This is a genomic window from Enterobacter sp. (assembly GCF_977039595.1).
In genome coordinates, this window is the sequence record NZ_CDRQYH010000056.1 from 1 (window position 1) to 23,857 (window position 23,857).

The 23,857-nt window shown below is 58.2% G+C and carries 25 protein-coding genes; 9 read left to right on the forward strand and 16 right to left on the reverse strand.

Annotated features, from left to right (window positions below):
• Positions 1–881: EamA family transporter (locus ACWYRJ_RS15640; protein ID WP_455508225.1), on the forward strand; the 881-nt coding region annotated here is incomplete at its 5' end.
• A gap of 1 nt (position 882) precedes the next feature.
• On the opposite strand, the gene ACWYRJ_RS15645 is transcribed toward ACWYRJ_RS15640, so the two are convergent.
• The 11 genes from ACWYRJ_RS15645 to ivbL all read right to left on the reverse strand — a co-directional run bounded on the left by ACWYRJ_RS15645 (position 883) and on the right by ivbL (position 10,574).
• A complete protein-coding gene (locus ACWYRJ_RS15645) occupies positions 883–1,149 on the reverse strand; it encodes a Txe/YoeB family addiction module toxin (protein ID WP_041911701.1) in 267 nt (88 codons plus the stop codon).
• Positions 1,124–1,396, reverse strand: coding sequence for a type II toxin-antitoxin system Phd/YefM family antitoxin (locus ACWYRJ_RS15650; protein WP_041911702.1), 273 nt, complete (start codon positions 1,394–1,396; stop codon positions 1,124–1,126). Before ACWYRJ_RS15650 ends, ACWYRJ_RS15645 begins: the two co-directional genes overlap by 26 nt.
• Before the next feature lie 56 nt (positions 1,397–1,452).
• Complete coding sequence (gene nepI, locus ACWYRJ_RS15655) at positions 1,453–2,643, reverse strand: purine ribonucleoside efflux pump NepI (RefSeq protein WP_149367392.1); 1,191 nt, start codon at positions 2,641–2,643, stop codon at positions 1,453–1,455.
• A 102-nt stretch (positions 2,644–2,745) separates the two neighbouring features.
• Complete coding sequence (locus ACWYRJ_RS15660; protein ID WP_115876746.1) at positions 2,746–3,198, reverse strand: DUF1198 domain-containing protein; 453 nt, start codon at positions 3,196–3,198, stop codon at positions 2,746–2,748.
• Between the two features lie 175 nt (positions 3,199–3,373).
• Complete coding sequence (uhpT, locus tag ACWYRJ_RS15665) at positions 3,374–4,765, reverse strand: hexose-6-phosphate:phosphate antiporter (protein ID WP_455508226.1); 1,392 nt, start codon at positions 4,763–4,765, stop codon at positions 3,374–3,376.
• A gap of 140 nt (positions 4,766–4,905) precedes the next feature.
• Entirely contained in the window at positions 4,906–6,225 is a 1,320-nt protein-coding gene (uhpC, locus tag ACWYRJ_RS15670; protein ID WP_455508227.1) for an MFS transporter family glucose-6-phosphate receptor UhpC, read from the reverse strand.
• The gene (gene uhpB / locus ACWYRJ_RS15675; protein ID WP_455508228.1) at positions 6,218–7,723 is read right to left on the reverse strand and encodes a signal transduction histidine-protein kinase/phosphatase UhpB; all 1,506 of its coding nucleotides are present in this window, start codon (positions 7,721–7,723) and stop codon (positions 6,218–6,220) included. The genes uhpC and uhpB overlap by 8 nt, the downstream gene beginning before the upstream one ends.
• Positions 7,720–8,313, reverse strand: coding sequence for a transcriptional regulator UhpA (gene uhpA / locus ACWYRJ_RS15680; protein ID WP_455508229.1), 594 nt, complete (start codon positions 8,311–8,313; stop codon positions 7,720–7,722). Before uhpA ends, uhpB begins: the two co-directional genes overlap by 4 nt.
• Positions 8,314–8,389: 76 nt before the next feature.
• The gene (gene ilvN / locus ACWYRJ_RS15685) at positions 8,390–8,677 is read right to left on the reverse strand and encodes an acetolactate synthase small subunit (RefSeq protein ID WP_008500144.1); all 288 of its coding nucleotides are present in this window, start codon (positions 8,675–8,677) and stop codon (positions 8,390–8,392) included.
• 3 nt (positions 8,678–8,680) lie between these two features.
• The gene (ilvB, locus tag ACWYRJ_RS15690; RefSeq protein WP_149367388.1) at positions 8,681–10,369 is read right to left on the reverse strand and encodes an acetolactate synthase large subunit; all 1,689 of its coding nucleotides are present in this window, start codon (positions 10,367–10,369) and stop codon (positions 8,681–8,683) included.
• Positions 10,370–10,475: 106 nt separating this feature from the next.
• A complete protein-coding gene (ivbL, locus tag ACWYRJ_RS15695; RefSeq protein WP_057979964.1) occupies positions 10,476–10,574 on the reverse strand; it encodes an ilvB operon leader peptide IvbL in 99 nt (32 codons plus the stop codon).
• A gap of 320 nt (positions 10,575–10,894) precedes the next feature.
• On the opposite strand from ivbL, the gene ACWYRJ_RS15700 reads away from it, so the two are divergent.
• From ACWYRJ_RS15700 to emrD, 6 genes are all read left to right on the forward strand, one after another.
• A complete protein-coding gene (locus ACWYRJ_RS15700; protein WP_455508230.1) occupies positions 10,895–11,491 on the forward strand; it encodes a DUF3304 domain-containing protein in 597 nt (198 codons plus the stop codon).
• Positions 11,479–13,887, forward strand: a complete 2,409-nt coding sequence (locus ACWYRJ_RS15705; protein WP_149367386.1) for a T6SS phospholipase effector Tle1-like catalytic domain-containing protein — start codon at positions 11,479–11,481, stop codon at positions 13,885–13,887. The genes ACWYRJ_RS15700 and ACWYRJ_RS15705 overlap by 13 nt, the downstream gene beginning before the upstream one ends.
• Before the next feature lie 402 nt (positions 13,888–14,289).
• Entirely contained in the window at positions 14,290–14,379 is a 90-nt protein-coding gene (gene tisB, locus ACWYRJ_RS15710; RefSeq protein ID WP_008500146.1) for a type I toxin-antitoxin system toxin TisB, read from the forward strand.
• Positions 14,380–14,443: 64 nt separating this feature from the next.
• Complete coding sequence (locus tag ACWYRJ_RS15715; RefSeq protein ID WP_021242692.1) at positions 14,444–14,890, forward strand: GNAT family N-acetyltransferase; 447 nt, start codon at positions 14,444–14,446, stop codon at positions 14,888–14,890.
• A 62-nt stretch (positions 14,891–14,952) separates the two neighbouring features.
• A complete protein-coding gene (locus ACWYRJ_RS15720; protein ID WP_149367385.1) occupies positions 14,953–15,786 on the forward strand; it encodes an EamA family transporter in 834 nt (277 codons plus the stop codon).
• 175 nt (positions 15,787–15,961) lie between these two features.
• Positions 15,962–17,146, forward strand: coding sequence for a multidrug efflux MFS transporter EmrD (emrD, locus tag ACWYRJ_RS15725; RefSeq protein ID WP_455508231.1), 1,185 nt, complete (start codon positions 15,962–15,964; stop codon positions 17,144–17,146).
• Here the strand turns inward: emrD and ACWYRJ_RS15730 are convergent.
• On the reverse strand, positions 17,049–18,137 hold the full coding sequence (locus tag ACWYRJ_RS15730; RefSeq protein WP_111964255.1) for a cellulase family glycosylhydrolase: 1,089 nt from the start codon (positions 18,135–18,137) through the stop codon (positions 17,049–17,051). The genes emrD and ACWYRJ_RS15730 overlap by 98 nt on opposite strands.
• A gap of 84 nt (positions 18,138–18,221) precedes the next feature.
• A complete protein-coding gene (dsdC, locus tag ACWYRJ_RS15735; RefSeq protein WP_127729026.1) occupies positions 18,222–19,148 on the reverse strand; it encodes a DNA-binding transcriptional regulator DsdC in 927 nt (308 codons plus the stop codon).
• A gap of 204 nt (positions 19,149–19,352) precedes the next feature.
• On the opposite strand from dsdC, the gene dsdX reads away from it, so the two are divergent.
• Together dsdX and dsdA are read left to right on the forward strand one after the other, a co-directional pair.
• Positions 19,353–20,690: a D-serine transporter DsdX gene (gene dsdX / locus ACWYRJ_RS15740; protein ID WP_455508232.1), complete on the forward strand. Its 1,338-nt coding sequence runs from the start codon at positions 19,353–19,355 to the stop codon at positions 20,688–20,690.
• Positions 20,691–20,707: 17 nt separating this feature from the next.
• Positions 20,708–21,994: a D-serine ammonia-lyase gene (dsdA, locus tag ACWYRJ_RS15745; protein ID WP_455508233.1), complete on the forward strand. Its 1,287-nt coding sequence runs from the start codon at positions 20,708–20,710 to the stop codon at positions 21,992–21,994.
• Positions 21,995–22,029: 35 nt separating this feature from the next.
• Here the strand turns inward: dsdA and ACWYRJ_RS15750 are convergent, their stop codons facing one another.
• The 3 genes from ACWYRJ_RS15750 to ACWYRJ_RS15760 all read right to left on the reverse strand — a co-directional run.
• Entirely contained in the window at positions 22,030–22,377 is a 348-nt protein-coding gene (locus ACWYRJ_RS15750; RefSeq protein ID WP_115876759.1) for a DUF202 domain-containing protein, read from the reverse strand.
• A complete protein-coding gene (locus ACWYRJ_RS15755; protein WP_223580809.1) occupies positions 22,367–22,714 on the reverse strand; it encodes a YidH family protein in 348 nt (115 codons plus the stop codon). The genes ACWYRJ_RS15750 and ACWYRJ_RS15755 overlap by 11 nt, the downstream gene beginning before the upstream one ends.
• Before the next feature lie 92 nt (positions 22,715–22,806).
• Positions 22,807–23,857 (reverse strand): family 4 glycosyl hydrolase (locus ACWYRJ_RS15760; protein WP_455508234.1); only part of this gene is annotated, 1,051 nt, incomplete at its 5' end.

The following is a 23,857-nucleotide window of genomic DNA, read 5'->3' on the forward strand; positions in this document are numbered from 1 at the left end:
TGAACGTCCTGATCGCCGCCGTTTTATGGGGCAGTTCCGGCGTTTGCGCGCAGTACATCATGGAGAAAAGCCACATTTCTTCGCCTTACCTGACCATGGTTCGCCTGCTGTTTACCGGCGTGATCCTGCTGACGCTCTCCTTCGTTCACGGCGACAAGATTTTCTCGGTCATCAAACATCGCAAAGACGCCCTCAGCCTGCTGTTTTTCTCGCTGGTCGGCGCGCTCACCGTGCAGCTCACCTTCCTGCTGACGATTGAAAAATCCAACGCCGCGACCGCTACCGTTCTGCAGTTTCTGTCACCAACCATTATCGTGGCCTGGTTCGCGCTGGCGCGGAAAACGCGCCCCGGCGTGTTTGTTTTATCCGCGATTGTGACCTCGCTTGTCGGAACGTTCCTGCTGGTCACCCACGGCGATCCAACCTCGCTCTCCATCTCGCCTGCCGCACTGTTCTTCGGCATCGCCTCGGCGTTTGCCGCCGCATTTTACACCACCTATCCGTCATCGCTTATCGCCCGCTACGGCACATTGCCGATTGTCGGCTGGAGTATGTTGATTGCCGGGTTAATGCTGACGCCGTTCTACGCCGGGCGCGGGACGACCTTCGTCATTGACGGCAGCCTGCTGCTGGCGTTTTTCTATCTGGTGGTGATTGGCACCGCGCTGACGTTTAGCCTGTATCTGAAAGGCGCGCAGACGATAGGCGGGCCGAAGGCGAGCATTCTGAGCTGCGCCGAGCCGCTGAGCAGCGCGCTGCTGTCGGTGGTGTTGCTGGGCGTGGCGTTCACCCTGCCGGACTGGCTGGGGACGCTGCTGATCGTGTCGTCGGTTGTACTGATTTCGATGGATTCAAGAAGACGGGTGAGGACATCGGCGTGATCTACGAATAATAGTGATAGCGGCACATTAAAATAGTAAGAGCGCTATCTGACACCCCGTAAACCAGACGATCGGTATCATTGATTCGACGGGACCAGTATCCGGAAAGGTTACCTTTAAGGGGTTCCGGCTTACCCAGGCCATCGAAAGGTTGACGCTTCGCATCTTCAATCAATTTATTGATTCTGCGAAGCGTTTTCTTGTCCTGCTCCTGCCACCACAGGTAATCATCCCAGCCGTTATCAGTCCAAATCAGTAGCCTGGTCATCTATCAGATCCCTCTGCGTGGTTTTTCCGGTATTTGCCTGTGCGATTGACTCCATCAGTCGGCTGGCGTTAGCAGGCGAACTCATCAGATGGATGGTTTCCATCATCGAGTTGTAGTGCTGCAGAGACATAACCACCGCGTCACCCCCGTTTCGGCGGCTGATGATGGTTGTCTCCACGTTGTCATTCACGTCGTCCAACACATCTTTGAGTCGGCTTCGTGCTTCGGTAAACGTCACAACCTGCATATTCCCTCCTGTACAAGTTACGGTACAAGTATATCGATGAAGTGACTATTTATCAATCAACGTGCTTTAACCTTGCCCGCCACCAGCAGCGCGGTCAAAAGCATCAGCGTGCCGGAAATCACCAGCGGTGACGTCAGCCCCAGGTGGTCGAGCGCCACGCCGCCAATCGCCGCGCCGCAGGTGTTTGCCAGCTGGATCACCGCTACCTGAATCGACCCGGCTTTTTCCGCCTGATCGGCAAGCGAGCGGGTGATCCACGTCGACCAACCCACCGGCACCAGCGCAAAGGCAAAGCCCCAGATAATCGCAATGGCAGACGCGACCCACTTATCGCTGCCCCACAGCACCAGCACCGCGGCGCTCACGGCCAGCACCAGCGGCGCACCCGCCAGCGCCACCTTCAGGGAGCGCTTCAGGAACTGGGACGAAAGCGACGTACCGACAAAGCTGGCGATACCGAAGCTCAGCAGCACCAGCGTCAGGCCGTCTACGTCAAAGCCCGCCATAGTCATAAACACCGGGCGGATATAGGTAAAGAAGGCAAACTGCCCGGCAAAGGACATAAAGATCGCGGTCATCCCCGCCAGCACGCCGGGACGCTTCAGCAGGCTGAACATGTTCTGTTTGTGGTGCGCCGCTTCGCCCGGCAGGGACGGCAGCGCCTTCCACACCCAGATAACGCAAAGCACGCCCATAACCGCCGCCGCATTAAAGACGTTACGCCAGCCGATAATCCCGCCCAGGAAGCTGCCCAGCGGCGCGGCAATCACCAGCGCGATGGAGACCGCGCCAAAGATGACGGACAGCGCTTTCGGCACGGTGCGCGCAGGCACCAGGCGCATGGTCAGCGAGGCGGACATCGCCCAGAAGCCGCCGAGCCCCAGACCAAGACAGGCGCGACCGAGCAGCAGCAGGGTGAAGCTTTCCGCGAAGGAGACCAGCAGGCAGGAGAGCGTCAGCAGCACGCTGAACAGAATGACCACTTTGCGGCGGTCGATAGTGCCAATCACCTGGGTGATAAACAGGCTGGCAAACATCGCCACAAACGCGGTGACGGTAACGGACTGCCCCGCCACGCCTTCGGAAATGCCCAGGTCCTGCGCCATCGGTGTCAGCAGGCTCACCGGCAGAAACTCAACGGTAATCAGGCAGGCGACGCAGAACGCCACGGAGAAAACCGCCGACCAGTTGGGGCGTGAAACCTCTTTGGTCTGCGGTCTGGTCGTGGGCTGGATATGTTCTGTCATGGCGTCACCTGAAGATAAAAACGTGCGGAAAAGTCGCGCAGTTTATCATCAAAAGTGTGACGGATTTAACGTTTAGACAACTTTTGTGGTTTTTAGAGGGGATCAGTGCAGATAAAACACGCCCTCTTCCGGCAGGAAGAGCTGGTTATAGCGTAGCTGGAAGGCGTTCAGCTCCTGCGGATCGGGCTCCATCTCGCGCATAAAGCCAAGCGCCAGACGAATTTGCGCATCGGTAATGGGTGCGGCAAGGCGGGCTTTTCGCAGCATGCGGTGCCAGGCGTGCAGGTTCTCCTCGCTGGCGTCGACAATGCAGACCTGCCAGATCAGCAGCACCTGCGCGGCGTTTTGCAGATGCGCTTCGTCCGGGCGCTCAAGGTAGCGGATAAACTCATTGCCCGGCATTTTGCCGAACTGATCGATCATCGACTCAACCGGCATCGGGGTGATGCCCAGACGCTCGCTTAAACGTTTGATGGCGCGGCGGGAGTCTGAGGTCAGGACGCGAAATCCCACCACAAACACCACGGCAAGCGTTGCCAGCATTATCCAGACCATGCGTTCTCCTTTGACTAGCCGATCATCATAGCGGGAAACGCACGGCGTCAACAGCGGGCAGAACCAGAATAGTGCACTGAAAAGACGTCGCGGGACGGGGGATAAGGTATTAATGCCGTCGGCGGAAATAAAAAAGCCCGGCATCACACACCGGGCAAAGACGTTACCTGCACACTCAGGCTGTTTTTAATTTCTGCGCACGATTCTCACGGCGAATTTTACGTTCCTCCAGTACCGCGACCATCGCCATCAGGACGATACAGCCGATCGCTGCCGCATCCAGCGCCGCGAAGGTGCCCGCCCAGCCGGTGAGGCCGAAAATTGGCGTACCGTCAGCGATCATCCCCAGACCCAGCTTGGCGAAGCTGTCGCCAATCAGATAGGCGAAGGTGCCTTTAATCCCATCGGCAGCGCCGATCGCTTTTTTCGGTACGAAGCCCACTGCCGCCACGCCGATCAGCAGCTGCGGACCAAACACCAGGAAGCCGAGCGCGAACAGGGATGCGAGGTAAACGTACTGGTTGCTGGCATGCTGGTAGACGCCAAGTGTGGCGATAATCAGCGCCAGCGCGACGCAGGCCACCAGCGCACGACGGCCGTTGGCGAGGTCAGAGAGCCAGCCCCACAGCAGGGTGCCCACAAGCGCGCCCACTTCGAACAGGGTGAAGCCCTGAATCGCCACCTCTTTAGAGAGCTTAAGCTCCTGGAAAGCGTACACGGTGGACCACTGGTCGATGCCGATACGCACCACGTAGAGGAAGATGTTTGAGAAGCACAGCAGCCAGATCACTTTGTTTTTCAGCACGTACTCAACAAATATCTGCCATTTGGACATCTCGTTCTCTTCGGTCTCTTTGTCCTCTTCGCTGATCTCTTCCCCGAACAGCTCTTCGGCTTTGCCGAGGCCGTACGATTCCGGGGAGTCGCTGCCGTAGCGCAGGCCAATAAAGCCGACAATCAGGGCAATAATCGACGGGAAGATAAACATGCCGATCACGTGGCCGTCGAACAGGTAGTTTGCGCCAAACAGCGCCACGCCTGCCGCACCCGCTCCGCCGAGGTTGTGGGAGATGTTCCACATGCCGAGGTACGAACCACGCTTGCGGCGCGGGGTCCACTTGGTGATGGTGGAGTAGCTGCACGACCCGCCGGTACTCTGGAAGAAGCCGCTCAGGGCGTAGAAGGCGATCATCAGGAACAGGCTGACAGACCCTGCGCCCATGCTGGCGCTGAAGCCGAGCATACAGATGGCGGAGAGGATCAGCATAAACGGCAGGAACTGCTTGGTGTTTTTGCCGTCCGCGTAGTAGGACACAACCGTTTTCCCCACGCCGTAGGTAATGGAGAAGCCCAGGCCAATCATCCCCAGCTGCGTCATGCTCAGCCCGTAGGTGGAGATCATGTCGTTCTGCGCGATGTTAAAGTTTTTGCGGATCAGGTACATGGTCAGGTAGCCGATAAAGACCACCAGATAGGACTGCATGAACGGTTTGAACCACATTTTGCGCCGCACTTCGAGCGGCAGATCCAGGGTCGGCTTGCGCACCTGGTTGAGGAAGGCCAGCATGGTTTGCTCCTGAGCTGATTTTTACCTGCGAATGGCAGGCATTGTAAAAATCAGCCAGGAGAGATGCCTGAGACAGCGTCCAGGTAAAACCGGGAAAATTTCTTAGTTTTACGCCACTCGGGCCAGAAAGGTGAGGCGCATCACGCTTCACCCATCTCGCGCGGGGCCTGCGCGTGCAGGAAAGGCAGCAGCAGCAGGGCGGAAATTCCCGCCGCGATGGCGATCACCGCGAAGAAACCGCTCCAGTGCCAGATATCGATCACCCGCGCCAGCGGCCAGCCGGAGAGCGATGCGCCAAGGTAGGCAAACAGCCCGACAAAGCCCGTCGCCGCGCCTGCCGCCTCTTTGTGGGAACACTCCGCCGCTGCCATGCCGATGAGCATCTGCGGGCCAAAGACGAAGAAGCCGGTGGTAAAAAAGCACGCCGCCTGCATCACGTAGCTGGCGAACGGCATCAGCCACAGCGAGCCGACGGAGAGCAAAATCCCGGCGGCAAAAATCAGGTTCATCGGGCCGCGGTTGCCGTTGAACAGCTTATCCGAACCCCAGCCCGCTACCAGCGCGCCGATAAACCCGCCCAGTTCGAACATCGTCACCGCCGAGTTAGCGGTGACCAGGTCCACGCCGAGCGTCTCGGACATGTACAGATTGCCCCAGTCGTTAATGGCCGCGCGCACCACGTAGACCAGCACGTAGCAGAGCGACAGCAGCCAGATGTACGGGTTTTTCAGCACGTATTTGGTGAGGATCTCCTTACGGGTCAGCCCCGCCCCCTCCTGCTGCTGGGCAATCTCCATTTCGTCGTGCCGCCAGTCGCCCACCGCAGGCAGGCCAACGGTTTGCGGCCTGTCGCGCAGGCGCCAGCAGAGGAACATCCCGGCGAGAATGGCGAGGCCACCGGCAATCATCATCCCCGCGCGCCAGCCGTAGTGCAGCGCCGCGGCGCCGACCACCATCGGGATCAGCGCCCCGCCGACGTTATGCGCGGTGTTCCAGACGGCCCACCAGCCGCCGCGCTCGTTGCGCGAGTACCACGCCGTGAGCAGGCGGGCGCAGACCGGCGCGCCCCAGCCCTGGAAAAAGGCGTTCAGCGCCCACAGCAGGGCGAAGGCCCAAAGCGATGTGGAGAAACCAAACAGGATGTTCACCACCCCGGTCGCGATCAGCCCAACGCCCATGAAATAGCGGGCGTTAGAGCGGTCGCTAACAATACCGGAGAAGAACTTCGACAGGCCGTAGGTGATGTAAAACAGCGTCGCCAGCAGGCCGATATCGGTGCGCGTCATCACGCCGCTGGCGAGGATCTCCGGCGCGGCGGCGTTGAAGCTTTTGCGAGTGAAGTAGAACAGCGCGTAGCCGAGCCAGATGGTAATCAGAATATGACGACGCCAGTAGCTGTAGCGGGCGTCAATTTCCGCTTTGTTGCTTAATGGGGCTGCGCTGGCTGGGGTTTTAAACATGATGCGTCCTTAACGGCAAACTAACGCTGACGCGCGTCCCGTGGGTACAGGAAAGGTTCAGCGTGCCGCCCAGCGCCTTGACGCGCTCGCGCATGCCCGCCAGGCCAAAGCCCTGCTGGCCGGAGCCCGGCGGCAGGCCGCAGCCGTCGTCTTCAATCACCAGCATCAGGCGCTCGTCCTGCTGCCAGCCCTGTATCGTGACCGCGCTGGCACTGGCGTGCTTGACGATATTGTTCAGCCCTTCCTGACAGACGCGGAACAGGGTTACGCGCTGGCCTTCGCTCAGCGCAGGTTCGCTAATGCGCCAGTCGAGATGGCTGACAATGCCGCGGCTTTCCAGCTCCATCTCGCGCATCAGGGAGCGTACCGCCTGCTCCAGCGACAGGTCGTCAAGCTGGCGCGGGCGCAGCCTGCCGAGCAGGCGTCGCACCGAGTCATATACGCCAAGTGAAAGCTGCTCGATATGCGCCCCGCCCTGCTTCACGCCCGCATTTTCCGCCGCAAGACGCTGGACAATGCCCGCCTGGGTGCGGATGGCGGTGATCGTCTGGCCGATATCATCGTGCAGCTCGCGGGCCACCTCCTGCCGCACGCTCTCTTCCATCTCCAGCAGGCGTTCAGCCAGACGGCGATTGCGCGCCAGCTCGGTCTGCAGGGACTGGTTCAGCTCGCGCAGGCGCTGAATGCCCGCGCCGAGCAGCAGCCCGGTCAGGCTCTGGGCCAGCAGCGAGAGCAGCAAATCCACCGGATGGTCGTGCCAGGTCTGGCTGGCGATCAGCGCGATGGCGTTCATCAGGGTGGCGATCAGCGCCCCCTGCCAGCCATAGTGCCAGGCCAGAGCAATAATCGGCAACGCAAGGCAAAACGGCGTGAAGCGTGAAAGCTCGGCGGGCAAACCCAGCTGAAGCCAGAGGCTTACCACGAACAGCAGCAGATACCAGATGAGATGCCGGGCGCGCCAGTTCACCGGTTGGGAAACCAGCCCCGGGCCGAGCGGCTGCCAGACGGTGCTGGTGAGGTAGTGCCAAATCACGAGGCAGGTGGGTGCCAGCGTCAGGCCACCGGTGAGGGTCAGCAGCAGGGCGTTGAGCATCTCCTTGTCGCCAATCCACGGCAGGGACTGCAGCAGTGCGGCGGCAATCAGCGCCGCCCCCTGCCGCAGCAGGGTGCGCCAGTCGCGCTGGTAACGATAGCGGGAAATGAGGGCAACCGGGAGAAGCGTGAGCAGGCTTCCGGTCATCAATAAGGGAAGATGCGCGAGGGCAACCTCCTGAGCCAGCCAGACCAGCATCAGCCACTCTGCCCCGAGCAAAACGGGCCAGTAGCCGCGCGGGCATTGCAGCATCAGCCCCAGACGCAGGCCGAATGGAAACAGCAGCACCGCCAGCTCTGGGCGCTCCACCAGATGCAGACTAATGCTCCACAGGCAGAACCACGCGGCGGAGAAGATAAAAAAGCTGGCGACGACGGCGATCAGCCGTGAAAAAGCGGAACTCATTGCCAGCTGTCGAACATGCGGCGCGCCAGCTCGACGTCGTTACTGACGTTGAGTTTTTCCAGCAGGTTGGCGCGATGGACATGCACGGTTTTTGGCGACAAATCCAGCTCAGCCGCAATCTCTTTCACCGACATCCCCTGCGCGAGCTTCTCAGCCACCTGACGCTCGCGTCTGGTGAGCGGATCCTGCCTGCCGGCCGCCAGCTTGATGGCGATATCCGGCGTCAGGTAGCAGCCGCCGGTAGAGACGGTGCGCACGGCGGCAATCAGCTCGTCCGGGCTACAGCGTTTGGAAAGGAAGCCGCGCGCGCCCGCGTTAAGCGCCTGCTCGACCAGCGCCGGGCTGTCGTGAACCGACAGCATGATCGTCGCCATCCCTTTCGGCAGCTGGCTTAACAGCTCCAGCCCGGAGAGATCCGGCATCGAGATATCGCAGATACAGACCTGCACCCCACGACCCGGCAGGCCCGCCAGCGCCTCGCGACCAGAGCCAAACTCGGCCACCACCTGAAAATCCGGTTCGAGGTTCAGAAGCTGGGCAAATCCGGAGCGGACGATAAGGTGGTCGTCGATAAGGGCGATGGTGGTCATGGCGCGTTCCTGGCGGGCGGATAAAAAAAGCGCCTACCTTAACGATAAGCGCGCGGGTGTTCAAGCAATGAGCGATCTATTCGAAAAACACCGCAATTTTGTTAAACATGGTGGGATCGGACTGGTTGCGCGCCACGTTGGTGACGTCCTCCAGCTTGTCGATCTGCGCCATCATCTGCTCCAGACGCTGGTCATCGTTCACCAGTAGCCAGATGCGGCTGTGCTCGCTGCCCTGAATCGGCAGACAGAGAATGCCTTCCACGTTAAACGCGCGGCGGGCAAACAGCCCGCAGACGTGAGTCATGACGCCGGGATGGTTGCGGACGGTGAGTTCCAGAATGACGTTATCGTGTTGTTTCTGCATGACTTATTCTCCCACCATCTCAGTATTTGCCGCACCCGGCGGCACCATCGGATACACTTTTTGTTCAGGGTCGATACGGACGTGGATCAGCGCCGGGCCCGGACGAGAAATCGCCGCCTGCAGCGCCGCGTGGGCATCCTCTTCCGCGTTCAGATCGCAGGTGTGCAGGCCAAAGCCGGCAGCAATCTGCATAAAGTTAATCATCCCCGGATAGGTCGCCGCAAACACGCCCTGCTTGTAGAACAGGCTCTGCTGCTGGTGGACCAGGCCAAGCGCCTCGTTGTTCATCAGGATGATTTTCACGTCTAACTGGTTTTCGGCCGCGGTCGCCATTTCCTGAATGTTCATCATCAGGCTGCCGTCACCGGAGAAGCAGATGACCTTGCGGTCCGGGTTGGCGAGTGCTGCACCGACCGCCGCAGGCAGGCCGAAGCCCATGGTTCCCAGACCGCCGGAGGTCAGCCACTGGCGCGGACGGTTCAGCGGATAGGCCTGGGCGGTCCACATCTGATGCTGGCCGACGTCGGTGGTGATAATCGCGCTGTCGTCGACGCAGGCGGCCACGGCGTTGATCAGTCCGTAGTGGCTCAGCGGATCGCCTTCGGTTGGGATAGCGCCCGGGAACTCACGCTGCAGATCGGCCACCAGCTGACGCCAGTCGGCGCGATCGGTCGCATCCGTTTGCGGGATCAGCTGCGTCAGTACTTCCGCCACATCCCCCTGAATCGCCACGTGTGGCTGTTTGATTTTGCCGAGCTCAGCGCGATCGATATCCACGTGAATGATTTTCGCGTTCGGGCAGAACTGCTCGGTTTTGCCAATCGCCCGGTCATCAAAACGCGCGCCCATAACAATCAGCAAATCAGCCTCTTGCAGGATGTAGTTGGTGCTGCGCGCGCCGTGCATGCCCAGCATGCCCAGGGACAGCGGGTGCGCTTTTGGCAGCATGCCCAGCGCCATCAGGGTCATGGTAGTCGGCAGGTTGGCTTTTTCTGCAAACTCGCGGATTTCATCTGCGCCGTTAATCGCCCCGCCGCCCAGATAGAGCACCGGGCGTTTGGCGGCGTTAATCATGGCGGCAGCGTCGCGCACGCTCTCAGCGCTGAATTCCGGCGCGGGGGCTCGCTCACCCGGCTCCGGCAGAACGTCGATCTCGATCTCTGCGGTCTGGACATCCTTAGGAATGTCTATCCACACCGGGCCCGGGCGGCCGGACTGCGCAATGCGGAACGCATCGCTGATAACCTGAGGAAGCTCGCTGATATCGCGAACTAAATAGTTATGTTTGGTGATGGGGATAGAGATGCCGTAGGTATCCACTTCCTGGAACGCATCGGTGCCGATCATCGAGGACGGTACCTGGCCGGTGATGCAGATCAGCGGAATGGAGTCGAGGCGCGCGTCGGCGATGGCGGTCACCAGGTTGGTTGCGCCCGGCCCGCTGCAGGCCATACAGACCGCCGGTTTACCCTGGGTACGCGCCATGCCCTGAGCGATAAAGCCTGCCCCCTGCTCGTGGCGCGCCAGCACGTGGCGGATCTGCGTGCTTTGGCTTAACGCATCGTACAGCGGCAGCACCGTGCCGCCGGGGATGCCCGCAACCGTGGTAATGCCCTGTCGCTCCAGCAGATGAACGATCAGCTGCGCGCCGGTAAAACGCGTCTTGGTGGATGTTGTGCCCGAACTTGCCATGCTCCAGTCCTTTTCTTCTGGGCCGACTTTCCGGGGAGGGTCCTAAACGAAAAACCCCGCCCGGTTTGCGCCGGCGGGGTTTTGGATTCGTGTGTTGATCCAGTCCCTACGGCGCATTGCCGACGACCACCACCACACGCACGACGACCACTGCGGCTGGTTGCGCAGTTTTTAGTAGGGTCGAAGTGAAGATGGATGAAGTCATTGGGGACCTGTGTTTGGATTCATTGATCGAATTTATACAAACACAGGTTTTCGGGCGTGACAATGGAAAAATTTTCATCTGCGCAAAAATGCGTCAGGGATCACGTTTCGTTTGTTGGGTTTGCTCTCCGTTTTCACCTCTCAAATTTGCCCTAAACGCTATTAGGTTCAGTCACATATTAATTTCTTATGAAAATCTGAAAATAGCGGCTCGAGGGTATTGTCGCAGGCTTTATGTGGTTATGATTTTTCGAACCTAAGAACAACTACAAAAATACTAGAGCGTGCCGAGGGATACAGGCAGGTGTTAAGGAAGACAACATGAATAAGTTTAACACAATGCTTTTCGCGGCTTTGCTTTTACTGGCGGGATGCGACCAGCCCGTAAAAACGGAACCAGCCCCGCCCGGCGGGGGCGGAACCATTGAAGCCATTAACCACACCAGCTGGGCCATCAACCGCTTCAGCGTTAACGGGCAGTCCGGCCTCGATATTATCGGCCCGTATTCGGGTGGAGGTGGAGGATGCTGCTTTGGCGTGAGCGGGCCGTGGACGCCCGGAATGACGGTGCAGGTTGACTGGGAAACGGGCGTCGCGTTTGCCAGCGATGTGCCTGAGATCCCGCAGCCTGATGAACCAGATACCACCGGGATGAACCGGGATGAGCGTTACAAGGCATGGCAGGAATATGCAGATAAACGCCGTGAGTGGCGAGCAATAATCAAAGAGTTTAATAAAAAACATACTCAAAGCGTTCCGGTCCCCGATTACACCGGCCAGAAAACCTGCGGTATTACCGTTCACTTCCTGCCCTGTGACCAGGTGAAGGTCACCACCAGCTGTGCCGACTACGGCAGCCCTGATTATCCCGTCAAAGACCCCGTGCATATGGAGAAGCCCAAAGTATGTCCAAACTGAACCCTGATAATGTCTGGTACCCTCCTGAGTTTCCGGAAAGAGGTAGATTACCTAGTACTAGATCTCACTTTGGGCAAAACTGCAGGGAACAAGGCAGTCTGGAAACGCAATACCACAACCAGCTTTGCACGGCTGCCAACCGACGCGTCTTGCCTCCCTGCTGTAAAACGCTCCATATCAGCCTTTTCTTTGACGGTACGGGCAACAACATGAATCATGACCTCTATGAATCGACCCCGCCTCATCCGACCAATATCGCTCGCCTGTTCCGTTCCACCATAGGACAAGGCTATGCAGGGGGAACCGGCGCGCATAACGCAGAGCTGGTCGATCAGGAAGGCGTCGCGCGCAACCAGTATTACAAATACTATATTCCCGGCGTGGGGACGCCTTTTCCGGAGGTGCTGGATCTCGACTTCAGTGATGCAGGCCTGAAATACGCAGCTTACGGCGAGGAGCGCATCAACTGGGGTCTGCTTCGGCTGGTAGACGCTCTGCGACGTACGCTTGGGCTTGGCAAGCTGAGCGATGAGGAAAACTGGCACTCCATTCAGGCTATGGCCACCAACTACTCACACTCCAACGTTCACGGAGAATACCTCCGCCACAGAGAGCTTTTCCGGCTGTTAAACGGGTTGGGTAAAACGCTGGAGACCGCGTTAACGCAGCCAACGCCAGGCACCTCTAAGCTGCTGGGAATCAAGCTCTATGTTTACGGTTTCTCGCGCGGAGCGGCCTCGGCCCGGGCCTTTGTTAACTGGCTTAACGCCCTGCTTTCGCCTTCCCGAGCAGGGGCCTTACAACCTTTTTACCTGGCGACAAAACAGGGTGAAATTCCGATTAGCATTGAATTTTTAGGTTTGCTGGATACGGTCGCTTCCGTAGGGATTGCCCATATTGCCCCGGTAGCGGAAGGTCATATGGGCTGGGCCGACGGAACGATGGAATTGCCGGACAATGCGCTGATTAAGCGCTGCGTGCATCTGGTTTCGGCTCACGATCAGCGGTTGTGCTTCCCACTCGATTCAATCTGTCGTGCTGACGGGCGATATCCTGAATATGCCGTAGAGGTGGTTTATCCTGGCATGCACTCTGATATTGGGGGCGGGTACCCACCAGGCGATCAGGGGAAAGCAAATGCTAATGTCGATGATTTCTTATTATCACAGCTTTGTTTAAACGACATATACGCAGCAGCCTTTACTTCAGGTGCCCCATTAAAAGTCCAAAAAGAGTCGCTCCCTGAAGATTTACAAAAAGATTTATGGAGAATTATGCCAGAAGCCCTGGTTGACGAATTTAGTACTGACCCCTTACTAATCCAACGCTTCAACGCCTGGCGCCAGCTCACTCTTGATTTACCTCCTTCCGAAAGTGGCGTTCCCGATGAACAGGCAACCCTCTACTCCCCCGTTCGCGCTCGAGTCAATATCATCGAAGCGCTTGAAAACCAAATCGGCTGGATAACCGCCTGGCGCATCAATCGCTACGCCCAGGAAACATTCCGGAGCCAGCGCTTTTATCACGACGCCGCAGCCAATAATCAAAATCAGGATAACGATCCTGGTAAAAGGGCGGAACGGGAAAGAGAACGCGAAAAATTACAAAAAGATGCAGAAAGAGAGCGAATTAAACAGCTCGGTAGCCACCCGCAGGGTCAGTTTGTGATGCTTAAGACAGGCTCTAAAGACTTTGATGCCTTGCTCGGACAAACACAGCTTTTACAGGCCGCATTCGAGTTCAAAGAGGACTATCAGGACGTTTCTCGTACTCAGGCAAAAAGCACAACCTACGCCGTACTCGATTACTTCAAAGGTTTTGTTTTTGCCTTTAACCAGGATGACATTCCTGTTGAGTTTAAAAAGATCAAAGAGGCAGGGAAACAACACCTGGAAACACTGTTTCCACCACAAGGGGAACAGAGCAATGCCAATGAACCCTCAGGACTAACAAGAGCGCTTTTTGATGATCAAATCCATGATTCCCGCGCCTGGTTTATGCACAGCGCGTTGGGCTCGCGCGAACCCTGGGGCAGTTATTTTATCTACCGTATGATCTATTTCGGCGAAGCGACGAGTAAACAGGTTAAGCCACTCTCCATGCTGGGCTATGTTGCGGGTCTGGGTTACCCCATCTCAACGCACGAGGTCCAGTTTCTTATTGAATTGCAAAATATCGGGCAGGGGCCATCTGCCCCCGTCGAACAACACATTTCTGTCCTTGATGCCAGCACGGGATATCCGCTGGGGGTACTGCAGGATAAAACCCGGCAAATACCCTGCGTTCACTACCCTGCCGCAGCCCTGGCAGAGTGTCAAAAAACGGAGGAAATGGCCTTTGAACAAAAGAGAGCCGCAATACGGTCTTACGTTGAAAATATGAATTATTCAGACTGACAGAAAACAAAAAACCCCGCCTAAGCGAGGTTTTTATCAGGGTTTTGCGGTTGGTCGCCGCAGAACACACTGTGTTACGTCAACGCAAAAAAGTATACGCGATCGAAGACGAACGCGCAATTCCGGCACGGATTTTGACGTTTTTGAGTATGGATCGCCTTCCAGATTTTGTCCACAAAATACTGTTCATACGTACAGTATTTATCTATACTGAGGGTGTTCGCAGTGAGCGAGGGGGCCGCAGATCTACCGGCGCAACGAAGTCCTGGCTGAAACGGGTGGTGCCGTCAGTGCCTTAACCCTCTGAAGTGAGCACACTGTGTTACGTCAATCCAGGTGCTGGCAACAGGCGGCGGAAAGGTACGCCAGCATCGTGCTCCTTTTAACCAAAAGGAGACGCGTATGAGCGTAGTGGATATGGTGATACTTATCCTCAAACTCATTGTTGCTGTACTGCAACTGCTTGATGCTGTCCTGAAATTCGTTCGGTAATTCAGGTTCAAGTCGCACCTGAGAGGGGCGGGCAACCGCCCCTCTTTAATAACGAGGGAATGCTATGTCGCGTCTGTTAATTGAGCCTGTCACGCCAGACGAGCCGGGGTATATCGCCCTGAAGGCGGAAAGTATTGCACTGAATTTTAACATGCTGCGCAGGCTGGAAGAGAGCTGGCAGCGGGGTGAGAACCGCTTTAACGCGCCGGGCGAAAAGCTGTTAGGCGCGTTTCTCAACGGCAAGCTGGTCGGCGTGTGCGGCCTCAACCGCGATCCATTCAGCCAGCAGCCGCGCGCCGGGCGTATTCGCCATCTCTACGTCAGCGAGAAGTGCCGCGGGCTGGGCATTGGCAAACAGCTTTTGACCGTGGTGATGGCCGATGCCAGCATCTGGTTTGATTTCCTGAATACCCACGCGCCGGACGCTGCCTACGGGTTTTATCGCCAGGCAGGGTTTACGCTGGTCTCGGACGAACCGCGGGTGACGCACCGCCTTTTTTGTGCGGTGTAACCGGCTGGCGGCATCAGGATGTGAATGTTACAGTTGAGTGACAATTCACCACCCGATACGCCATGACCATCACCGTATTCTGCATTTTGCTCTTCGCCGCGCTGCTGCATGCCAGCTGGAACGCCATCGTTAAGGCCGGAACGGACAAGCTCTATTCCGCAATAAGCGTCAGCGGATCCGCCACGGTTATCGCTCTGGTCTTACTGCCGTTTTCTCCACAGCCTTCTGCTGCAAGCTGGCCGTTTTTGTTAGTCTCCTGCGCCTTACAGGTGGTGTACACCGTGCTGGTCGCGAAGACCTATCAGGTTTCCGATATGAGCCAGACCTATCCGCTGATGCGCGGCACCGCCCCGCTGCTGGTGGCGCTGATCAGCGTGCTGGCGCTCGGCGATCGTCTATCCTGGCTCGCCTGGTCCGGCATTGGGGTGATCTGCCTGTCGATTCTGGCGATGGCGATGAACGGGCGCATGCAGTCACGCAAAGGGATCTGGCTGGCGCTGCTGAATGCCTGCTTTATTGCCGGGTATACGCTTGTGGACGGCACCGGCGTGCGGCTGTCGGACACCGCGCTGGGCTATACGCTATGGACCTTCTTTATGAACGGCTTCTGCCTGCTCGGCTGGGCGATGGTGGCGCGTCGGCGCCAGGCGTCCGGCTACCTGCGCCTGCACTGGAAAAAGGGGCTGCTCGGCGGGGTTGGCACCATGGGCTCTTACGGTCTGGCGCTGTGGGCGATGACGCAGGCGCCGCTGGCGGTAGTCGCGGCGCTGCGTGAAACTTCCATACTCTTCGGCGCGCTAATCGCGTTTGTCCTTTTAAAAGAGAAGGTTGCGGGCCTGCGCATCGCGGCGGCGCTGGGTATCGCCGGCGGCGCCATTTTGCTACGTCTGGCGTAAATCACTGGCAACATTAGTTGCCGTTCTTGTTTACAAATCCTGCCTTTCACGTTTTTTTCATTCACCACGACAATGCTTAATTTGTCATCTCTCTGTGGTAGATTCCTCGCGCATTTATGGGAATGCGCAGTCACTTATTCTTCATTTCTCTCTTTTGGCAAAAGTATTCAGCGACATGAAAAAGCAACGGAACGTTAACTTATTGTTGATGCTGGTGTTACTGGTGGCCGTCGGTCAGATGGCGCAAACCATCTACATTCCGGCGATTGCCGACATGGCAAAGGAATTAAACGTCCGCGAGGGCTCGGTACAAAGCGTGATGGCAGCCTACCTGCTGACCTATGGCGTTTCGCAGCTGTTCTATGGACCGCTCTCCGACCGTATCGGACGCCGTCCGGTGATTTTAGTCGGTATGTGCATTTTCATGGTGGCGACCGTGATTGCGATGACCACCCACAGCCTGACCGTACTGATTGCCGCCAGCGCTCTGCAGGGCGTCGGAACCGGCGTTGGCGGGGTGATGGCGCGAACCTTACCGCGCGATATGTATCAGGGTACCCAGCTCCGTCATGCTAACAGTCTGTTGAATATGGGGATTCTGGTCAGCCCGCTGCTGGCCCCGCTGATCGGCGGCCTGCTGGACACGATGTGGTCCTGGCGCGCCTGCTACGCCTTCCTGCTGGTGCTGTGCATCATTGTCACCTTCAGCATGGCGCGCTGGATGCCGGAAACGCGTCCGCAGGACGCGCCGCGCACGAAGCTGATCGCCAGCTATAAAACGCTGTTCGGCAACGGCGCGTTCACCTGCTACCTGCTGATGCTGATTGGCGGCCTGGCGGGTATCGCAGTCTTTGAAGCCTGCTCCGGCGTGCTGCTGGGCGCGGGGCTGGGCCTGAGCAGCATGGTGGTGAGCATTCTGTTTATTCTGCCAAGCCCGGCGGCGTTCTTCGGCGCGTGGTTTGCCGGGCGTCAGAACAAGCGCTTCTCCACCCTGATGTGGCAGTCGGTGATCAGCTGCCTGCTGGCGGGTCTGATGATGTGGATCCCAGGGCTGTTTGGCGTGATGACCGTCTGGACGCTGCTCATCCCTGCAGCGCTGTTCTTCTTCGGCGCGGGGATGCTGTTCCCGCTCGCCACCAGCGGTGCGATGGAGCCGTTCCCGTTCCTCGCAGGCACGGCGGGCGCGCTGGTGGGCGGTTTGCAGAACATTGGTTCCGGCGCGCTGGCCTGGCTGTCGGCGATGATGCCGCAGACCGGGCAGTCTAGTTTGGGGTTGCTGATGACGCTGATGGGGCTGCTGATTTTACTGTGCTGGCTGCCGCTGGCGTCGCGCGTTCCGCATCACGAGCAGCCGGTTTAAGCGCATGATGGCCCGGCTTCTCGCCGGGCTTTTCACAGGCAGGCGTTATCATCGCCTGCAGTAAGGGCTCTGGCGCAGGCCGCCAGGCCCCCTCTTCCCCGTCGTAAAACTGGAAATCCGCGTTAAGCGCATACGGGATTTTCGCTTTTTGCAGTTCGCAGGCCATAAAGGTGGCGAAGGCCATTTGCGAAGCGGTTGGCGTAAGGTGGTTTGACTCCCCCACGCCCCAGCCCCCGACCCAGCTAACGTGACCGGTTTTTTGCTGCCAGTGCAGGGCGGTATTGATGCGATTATGGATAGCCGCTTTCTCCGCCGCCGTGCCGGACGTCCACGGGTATTTACCACCATTTTTCAGCGGCCCCCACGGGAAAATATGCCACTCCGCCAGCAGGTAGTTTTGGCTGTGCGCAGGCAGCTTCAGGCTGGATAAATCCTCCGGTGCGGCACGCAGGCGCGGCGCAATAAAGATCATGCGCTGGGGGTCGATGTCGTGGATCGCTTTAATAGATTTTTCATACACGCGGTTTAGCGACGCCAGGCTGTGGTTAAGCTTGTCGGCCGGCTCATAGATGAGATCAAAACCCAGCTGCGGATAGCTTTGGCCGAAATAGTGTGCCACGGCAATCCACCAGTTGACCGTCTCTTTCTCGTTATCGGCTTTCGGGTCGTTTTTATATTCATCAGCCTGATAAGCAATTATCGGGATCACGCCATACTGCTCGCAGGCTTCTACCAGCTTGCGAAGGTGAATTAACCGCGCTTCCGTCGGCTCATCGGCCACGCGGATGCGCACGTGGGTAATGCCTTTTGCACGAAAATCGCGGACCACCAGCGGGTCGAATTCACGTATGCCGCGTTCGGTGCGCGCCCAGTCCACATCCATCCCGACGCCCAGCTGCTGCGCATAACGGGCAGCCGTCAGCGGCGGCTCAGCGGCCATCGCCCAGCCGGAAGAGATCAGTAATGCAAAGGCAATAAAAGGCTTTAACACGGTTTACCCTGGATAAATCGAAAGCATTACCTGTATTTAGCACGCTTTTTCACATTTGGTGTAGAGCGAAAGCGTAATAATTCTTCAACCTGCCAGTTCTTTCAGCCAGCCGATAAAGGCGTCTATTTTCGGCCACTGACGGCCAGAAAGCGTCGAGACATAGTAGTGCTGATGGCATTTCAGGGTCTTGTCACCAAACGGGGCGATCAGCTCGCCCCGTTCGAGCCTCTTCTGCACCAGCCGCTTTCTGCCCATCGCGACGCCAACGTGATTGATGGCCGCAATAATCGCCAAATCAGAGCGATCGAAACCGATACCCGACGATGGCGGCATATTCACCGCAAAGTGCTGCGCCCAGCTCAGCCATTCATCCGTACCGGAATCGTTACTCCAGGCCTGACGGTCGTGCAGCAGCGTGCAGTGGCTGAGGTTATCAGGGTTTTTCAGCAGTTCATGCTCGCGGGCATACCGCGGGGAGCAGACGGGCAAAATCTCCTCGTCCATCAGGAAGTGATGAGACAGATGGTTTGGTGGCGTATCGTCGAAATAGAGCGCCAGATCGACACCCGTTCGCTGCATATTGACGTAATCATTGCCGGTCAGGATGGTGAGCGAAATCGACGGATAGCGGCGGGTAAAGTCACCCAGCATGGGTACCAGCCAGCACTGAGCGATCGATGGCCGGGAGTAGACCGTCAGCGTGCCGGACAGCGCCTGGTTTTTGATGTCCAGGATCTCCTGATTCAGGGTGTCGAGGGACGATTTTAGCGTCCAGTAAACGCGCTTTCCCTCCTGCGTCAGTTCGACTTTACGGTGCGAACGGACAAACAGCTGAATACCCAGCTCTTCTTCCAGCAGGTTGATGCGGTGGCTTACCGCGCTGGGGCTAAGCGACAGTTCCTCCGCCGCCAGCGCGAAGGATTCATGCCGGGCAGCCACTTCAAAGGTGTACATTTTCGACAGCTGCCAGCCGTTTAATAGCCGGTTTCTGGCTTCATTTGCATCGGTCATCACAATTCTCACGCGTGTTTTCTGCGCTCAGCATACCGTTCCTGGGTGAATTTATGTGACCCTAATGCAGATTAAGTGCGTTTTTTAGAGCATAGTCACTCACTTGATTCAATCTGGCTCATCTGAACGCCAAATTATATCGTTTGTCAGCCCACGCCGCTTTTTCGTCCAATACCCCCAGATGACATAAGGATGAGGTGAGATATGGGATCTCAGGTCTGGGTTGTGGCAACGCTGCTTGTCAGCATCGTGTTGATTGTTTTAACCATCGTAAAACTGAAGTTTCACCCATTCCTCGCGCTGCTGCTGGCGAGCTTTTTCGTCGGTGCAATGATGGGAATGAGCCCGCTGGATATGGTAAACGCCATCGAGAGCGGGATTGGCGGCACGCTGGGCTTTCTGGCGGCGGTTATCGGCCTTGTAACCATTCTAGGCAAGATGATGGAGGTTTCGGGCGCGGCAGAGCGCATCGGGATCGCCCTGCAGCGCTGCCGCTGGCTGTCGGCAGACGTGATTATGGTGCTGGTAGGCCTAATCTGCGGCATTACGCTGTTCGTGGAAGTGGGCGTGGTTCTGCTGATCCCGCTGGCGTTTTCCATCGCCAAAAAGACCAACACGTCGCTGCTTAAGCTGGCCATTCCGCTCTGTACCGCGCTGATGGCGGTGCACTGCGTGGTGCCGCCGCATCCGGCCGCGCTGTTTGTGACCAATAAATTAGGGGCGGACGTCGGGACGGTGATCGTCTACGGCCTGCTGGTGGGCCTGATGGCCTCTATGGTCGGTGGCCCGCTGTTCCTGAAGCTGCTCGGCAATCGTCTGCCGTTTAAACCGGTTCCGGCAGAATTTTCAGACCTGAAGGTGCGGGAAGAGCACACCCTGCCGTCGCTGGGCGCCACGCTGTTCACGGTGCTGCTGCCGATTGCCCTGATGCTGGTGAAGACCATCGCCGAACTGAACATGGCAAAAGACGGCACGCTGTATACGCTGCTGGAGTTTATCGGCAACCCCATCACCGCGATGTTTATCGCCGTGTTTGTCGCCTACTACCTGCTGGGCATCCGCCAGCATATGGGCATGGGCGCGATGCTAACCCATACGGAGCATGGCTTCGGCTCTATCGCCAACATTTTGCTGATTATCGGCGCGGGCGGCGCGTTCAACGCCATCCTGAAAACCAGCGGGCTGGCGGACTCGCTGGCGCAAATTCTCTCTAACCTGCACATGCACCCTATCCTGCTCGCCTGGCTGGTGGCGCTGGTGCTGCATGCCGCGGTTGGCTCCGCCACAGTCGCGATGATGGGCGCCACGGCGATAGTCGCGCCGATGCTGCCGCTCTACCCGAACGTCAGCCCGGAGATCATCACCATTGCCATCGGTTCCGGCGCGATTGGCTGCACGATCGTGACCGATTCTCTCTTCTGGCTGGTGAAGCAATACTGCGGCGCGACCCTGAATGAGACCTTCAAATACTATACGACGGCGACGTTTATCGCCTCGGTGCTTGCACTTGGCGGCACATTCCTGCTTTCTTTCATTATCTGAGCGCGAAGAGACGTATTATGGAAAACGCAACTATCACTACTTTAACCGCACAGTTTCCTCTGGTTGAGGATCTGATTGCCCTGAAAGAAACCACCTGGCTTAACCCGCGCACCACGACGCTGGCTGAAGGGCTGCCCTATGTCGGGCTGACCAAAGCCGACGTGGACGACGCCCACGCTCGCCTGAAACGCTTCGCGCCTTATCTGGCGAAAGCCTTCCCGGAGACGGCGGCAACGGGCGGGATTATTGAATCCGAACTGGTCGCGATTCCGGCAATGCAGGCGCGGCTGGAGAAAGAGTCCGGCAAGGCCATTCCCGGCACCCTGCTGCTGAAAAAAGACAGCCATTTGCCGATCTCCGGCTCGATTAAAGCGCGCGGCGGTATCTATGAGGTGCTGACCCACGCGGAAAAACTGGCGCTGGAAGCCGGGTTGCTGAGCGTTGAAGACGACTACAGCGTTCTGCTGGAGCCGCGCTTTAAGGACTTCTTCAGCCAGTACAGCATCGCCGTGGGCTCAACCGGCAACCTGGGTATGTCCATCGGCATTATGAGCGCCCGCATCGGCTTTAAGGTGACGGTGCATATGTCCGCCGACGCCCGCGAGTGGAAGAAAGCCAAACTGCGCAGCCACGGCGTGATCGTCGTGGAATACGAGCAGGATTACGGCGTGGCGGTGGAGCAGGGACGCAAAGCGGCGGAAAGCGATCCTAACTGTTTCTTCATTGACGATGAAAACTCCCGCACCCTGTTCCTGGGCTACGCGGTGGCAGGCGAGCGGCTGAAGGCGCAGTTTGCCGCACAGGGCCGCGTGGTGGATGCGGAGCATCCGCTGTATGTCTACCTGCCGTGCGGCGTCGGCGGCGGCCCCGGCGGCGTGGCGTTTGGCCTGAAGCTGGCCTTTGGCGACAACGTTCACTGCTTCTTCGCGGAGCCCACGCACTCCCCGTGCATGCTGCTGGGGGTTTACACCGGCCTGCACGATGAAATTGCCGTGCAGGACCTGGGCATTGATAACGTGACGGCGGCGGACGGACTGGCGGTAGGACGTGCCTCCGGCTTCGTGGGCCGCGCGATGGAGCGCCTGCTTGATGGGTTCTATACGCTTTCCGATCAGAGCATGTACGACATGCTCGGCTGGCTGGCGCAGGAGGAAGGCATTCGTCTGGAACCGTCGGCGCTGGCGGGGATGGCCGGGCCGGTGCGCGTCAGTGCCGGTGCGAACGTTACCCACGTTGTGTGGGCGACCGGCGGCGGGATGGTGCCGGAAGACGAGATGGCAAAGTATTTAGCAAAAGGCCGCTAATCGTAGGCCCGGTAAGGCGTAGCTGCCACCGGGCTTTAAAAGCTCACAATTTGCTGAATGTGAGTCACTGCGAAGAGTAAAGACAGAGACAGCACGGCCAGAGCAATCAGGAACTTATCCCGCACCGCCTTCGGCTGCACAAAGTCGTTCTGCGCCACGTCCATCAGGTTACGGCTGCGGGTATAGCGCCATAAAACGATCGCCACCAGCGCCAGCACAACAAGCGAGATCCAGAACGGCACCCCGGTGCGGTGCCAGTTGTGCTTAATCGCCAGGGCAATCAGCGCGCCATACCCCAGCAGCGTACGCAGCCAGGCGAGCGACGTCCGCTCCGGCTGCAGGCCGGGGTCCGCTTCCCGTCGCGCTTTGCGGCTATCCGCCATAGAACACCAGCACCATCACCACGCCCGCCACCGCCAGCAAAACCGCGCTGATGATGAGTAACCCGCGCGTATAGGGCAGATCCTGCTTCAGACGCATCGCCTTCTCATTGCGCAGCCAGCGCAGATAGCCGTAAATCGCCAGTACGCCCGCAAACAAGCACAGGAGCAGCGCCAGCACCTCTCGAATCAGCGGCGTGGCAAAATCAGGCGCGAGCTGGTCGAGACCCACCCCTGCGGCAAGGAATCCCAGCGCGGTGCGGATCCACGCTAAAAACGTGCGTTCATTAGCCAGCGAGAAGCGGTAGTCCGGCGCTTCGCCGAGGCGGGAAATTTTCATGAAGGTTCCTTGTCGAGCTACGGGCAGGCTTCAGCATAGCGTAAATCGACAAGGACAAGGAGACCGACATCGGGCGATGTCGGTCAGGACGATCAGTGCAGCTCTGGCCAGTAATCCTTGTTGGCCTCGATCAGGTCATCCAGAATCGCTTTCGCGACGGACGCGCTCGGCACGGTTTTCGACAGGGTGATCGCCTGCCAGAGTTTCTGATACGAGCGCTGCTCCCAGGCATCCACCACCAGTTTTTCCACCGCCACCTGCTGGCTCATCAGCCCTTTCTGGAAGTGTGGAATATCGCCCACCGTAAGCGGCTCAGGACCGTTATGGCCCACCAGGCACGGTATCTCCACCATCGCGTCGGCATCGAAGTTATGGATGGCCCCGTTGTTAGGCACAATCAGCAGCATCCGCTCCTGGGTGTTAAAGGCAATTGCCGTCGCCAGATCGACGATGTACGACGCATGTTCATCAATTTCCAGCTCACCGGCGGAGGATTTGCCCGCCTCGATAATCGCCCGGCAGGAACTGAACACATGCTTTTCACGGTGATCCATGACCTCATTGGCGCGGGTGCGTTCCGGGTTGGAATGCGCGACCACGTAGTCCGGGAACAGGTAATACTTCAGGTAGGTGTTCGGCATGGTGTCCGGATCCAGCGCCTGCACGTCTTTTGCTTTAGCGAACGTATCGTTCCAACTCGCTTCGGTGTGCGCATCCTCCGAAGGCGGAACATAGCCGTTTTTCGCCACGTATTCGCGCAGCTTCGGCATCAGATCGTTGCCGTTCAGGTCTTCAATCGACGTCCACCAGCCGAAGTGATTCAGGCCGTAGTAGCGCACGCGCATCTCTTTGCGGTCCTTCAGGCCGACAATCTGCGCCATGCGCCCTTCAATGCCGATCGGCATATCGCAGATGTTGAGGATTTTGGCGTTCGGACGCAGACGGCGCGTGGCTTCCGCGACAATCGCCGCCGGGTTGGAGTAGTTCAGCATCCACGCGTTTGGGGAGTACTGCTCCATGTAATCCACCAGCTCCAGCACGCCGCCGATAGAGCGCATGCCGTAGGAGATGCCGCCCGGGCCACAGGTTTCCTGGCCCAGCACGCCGTGGCGCAGCGGGATTTTTTCATCTTTTTCACGCATT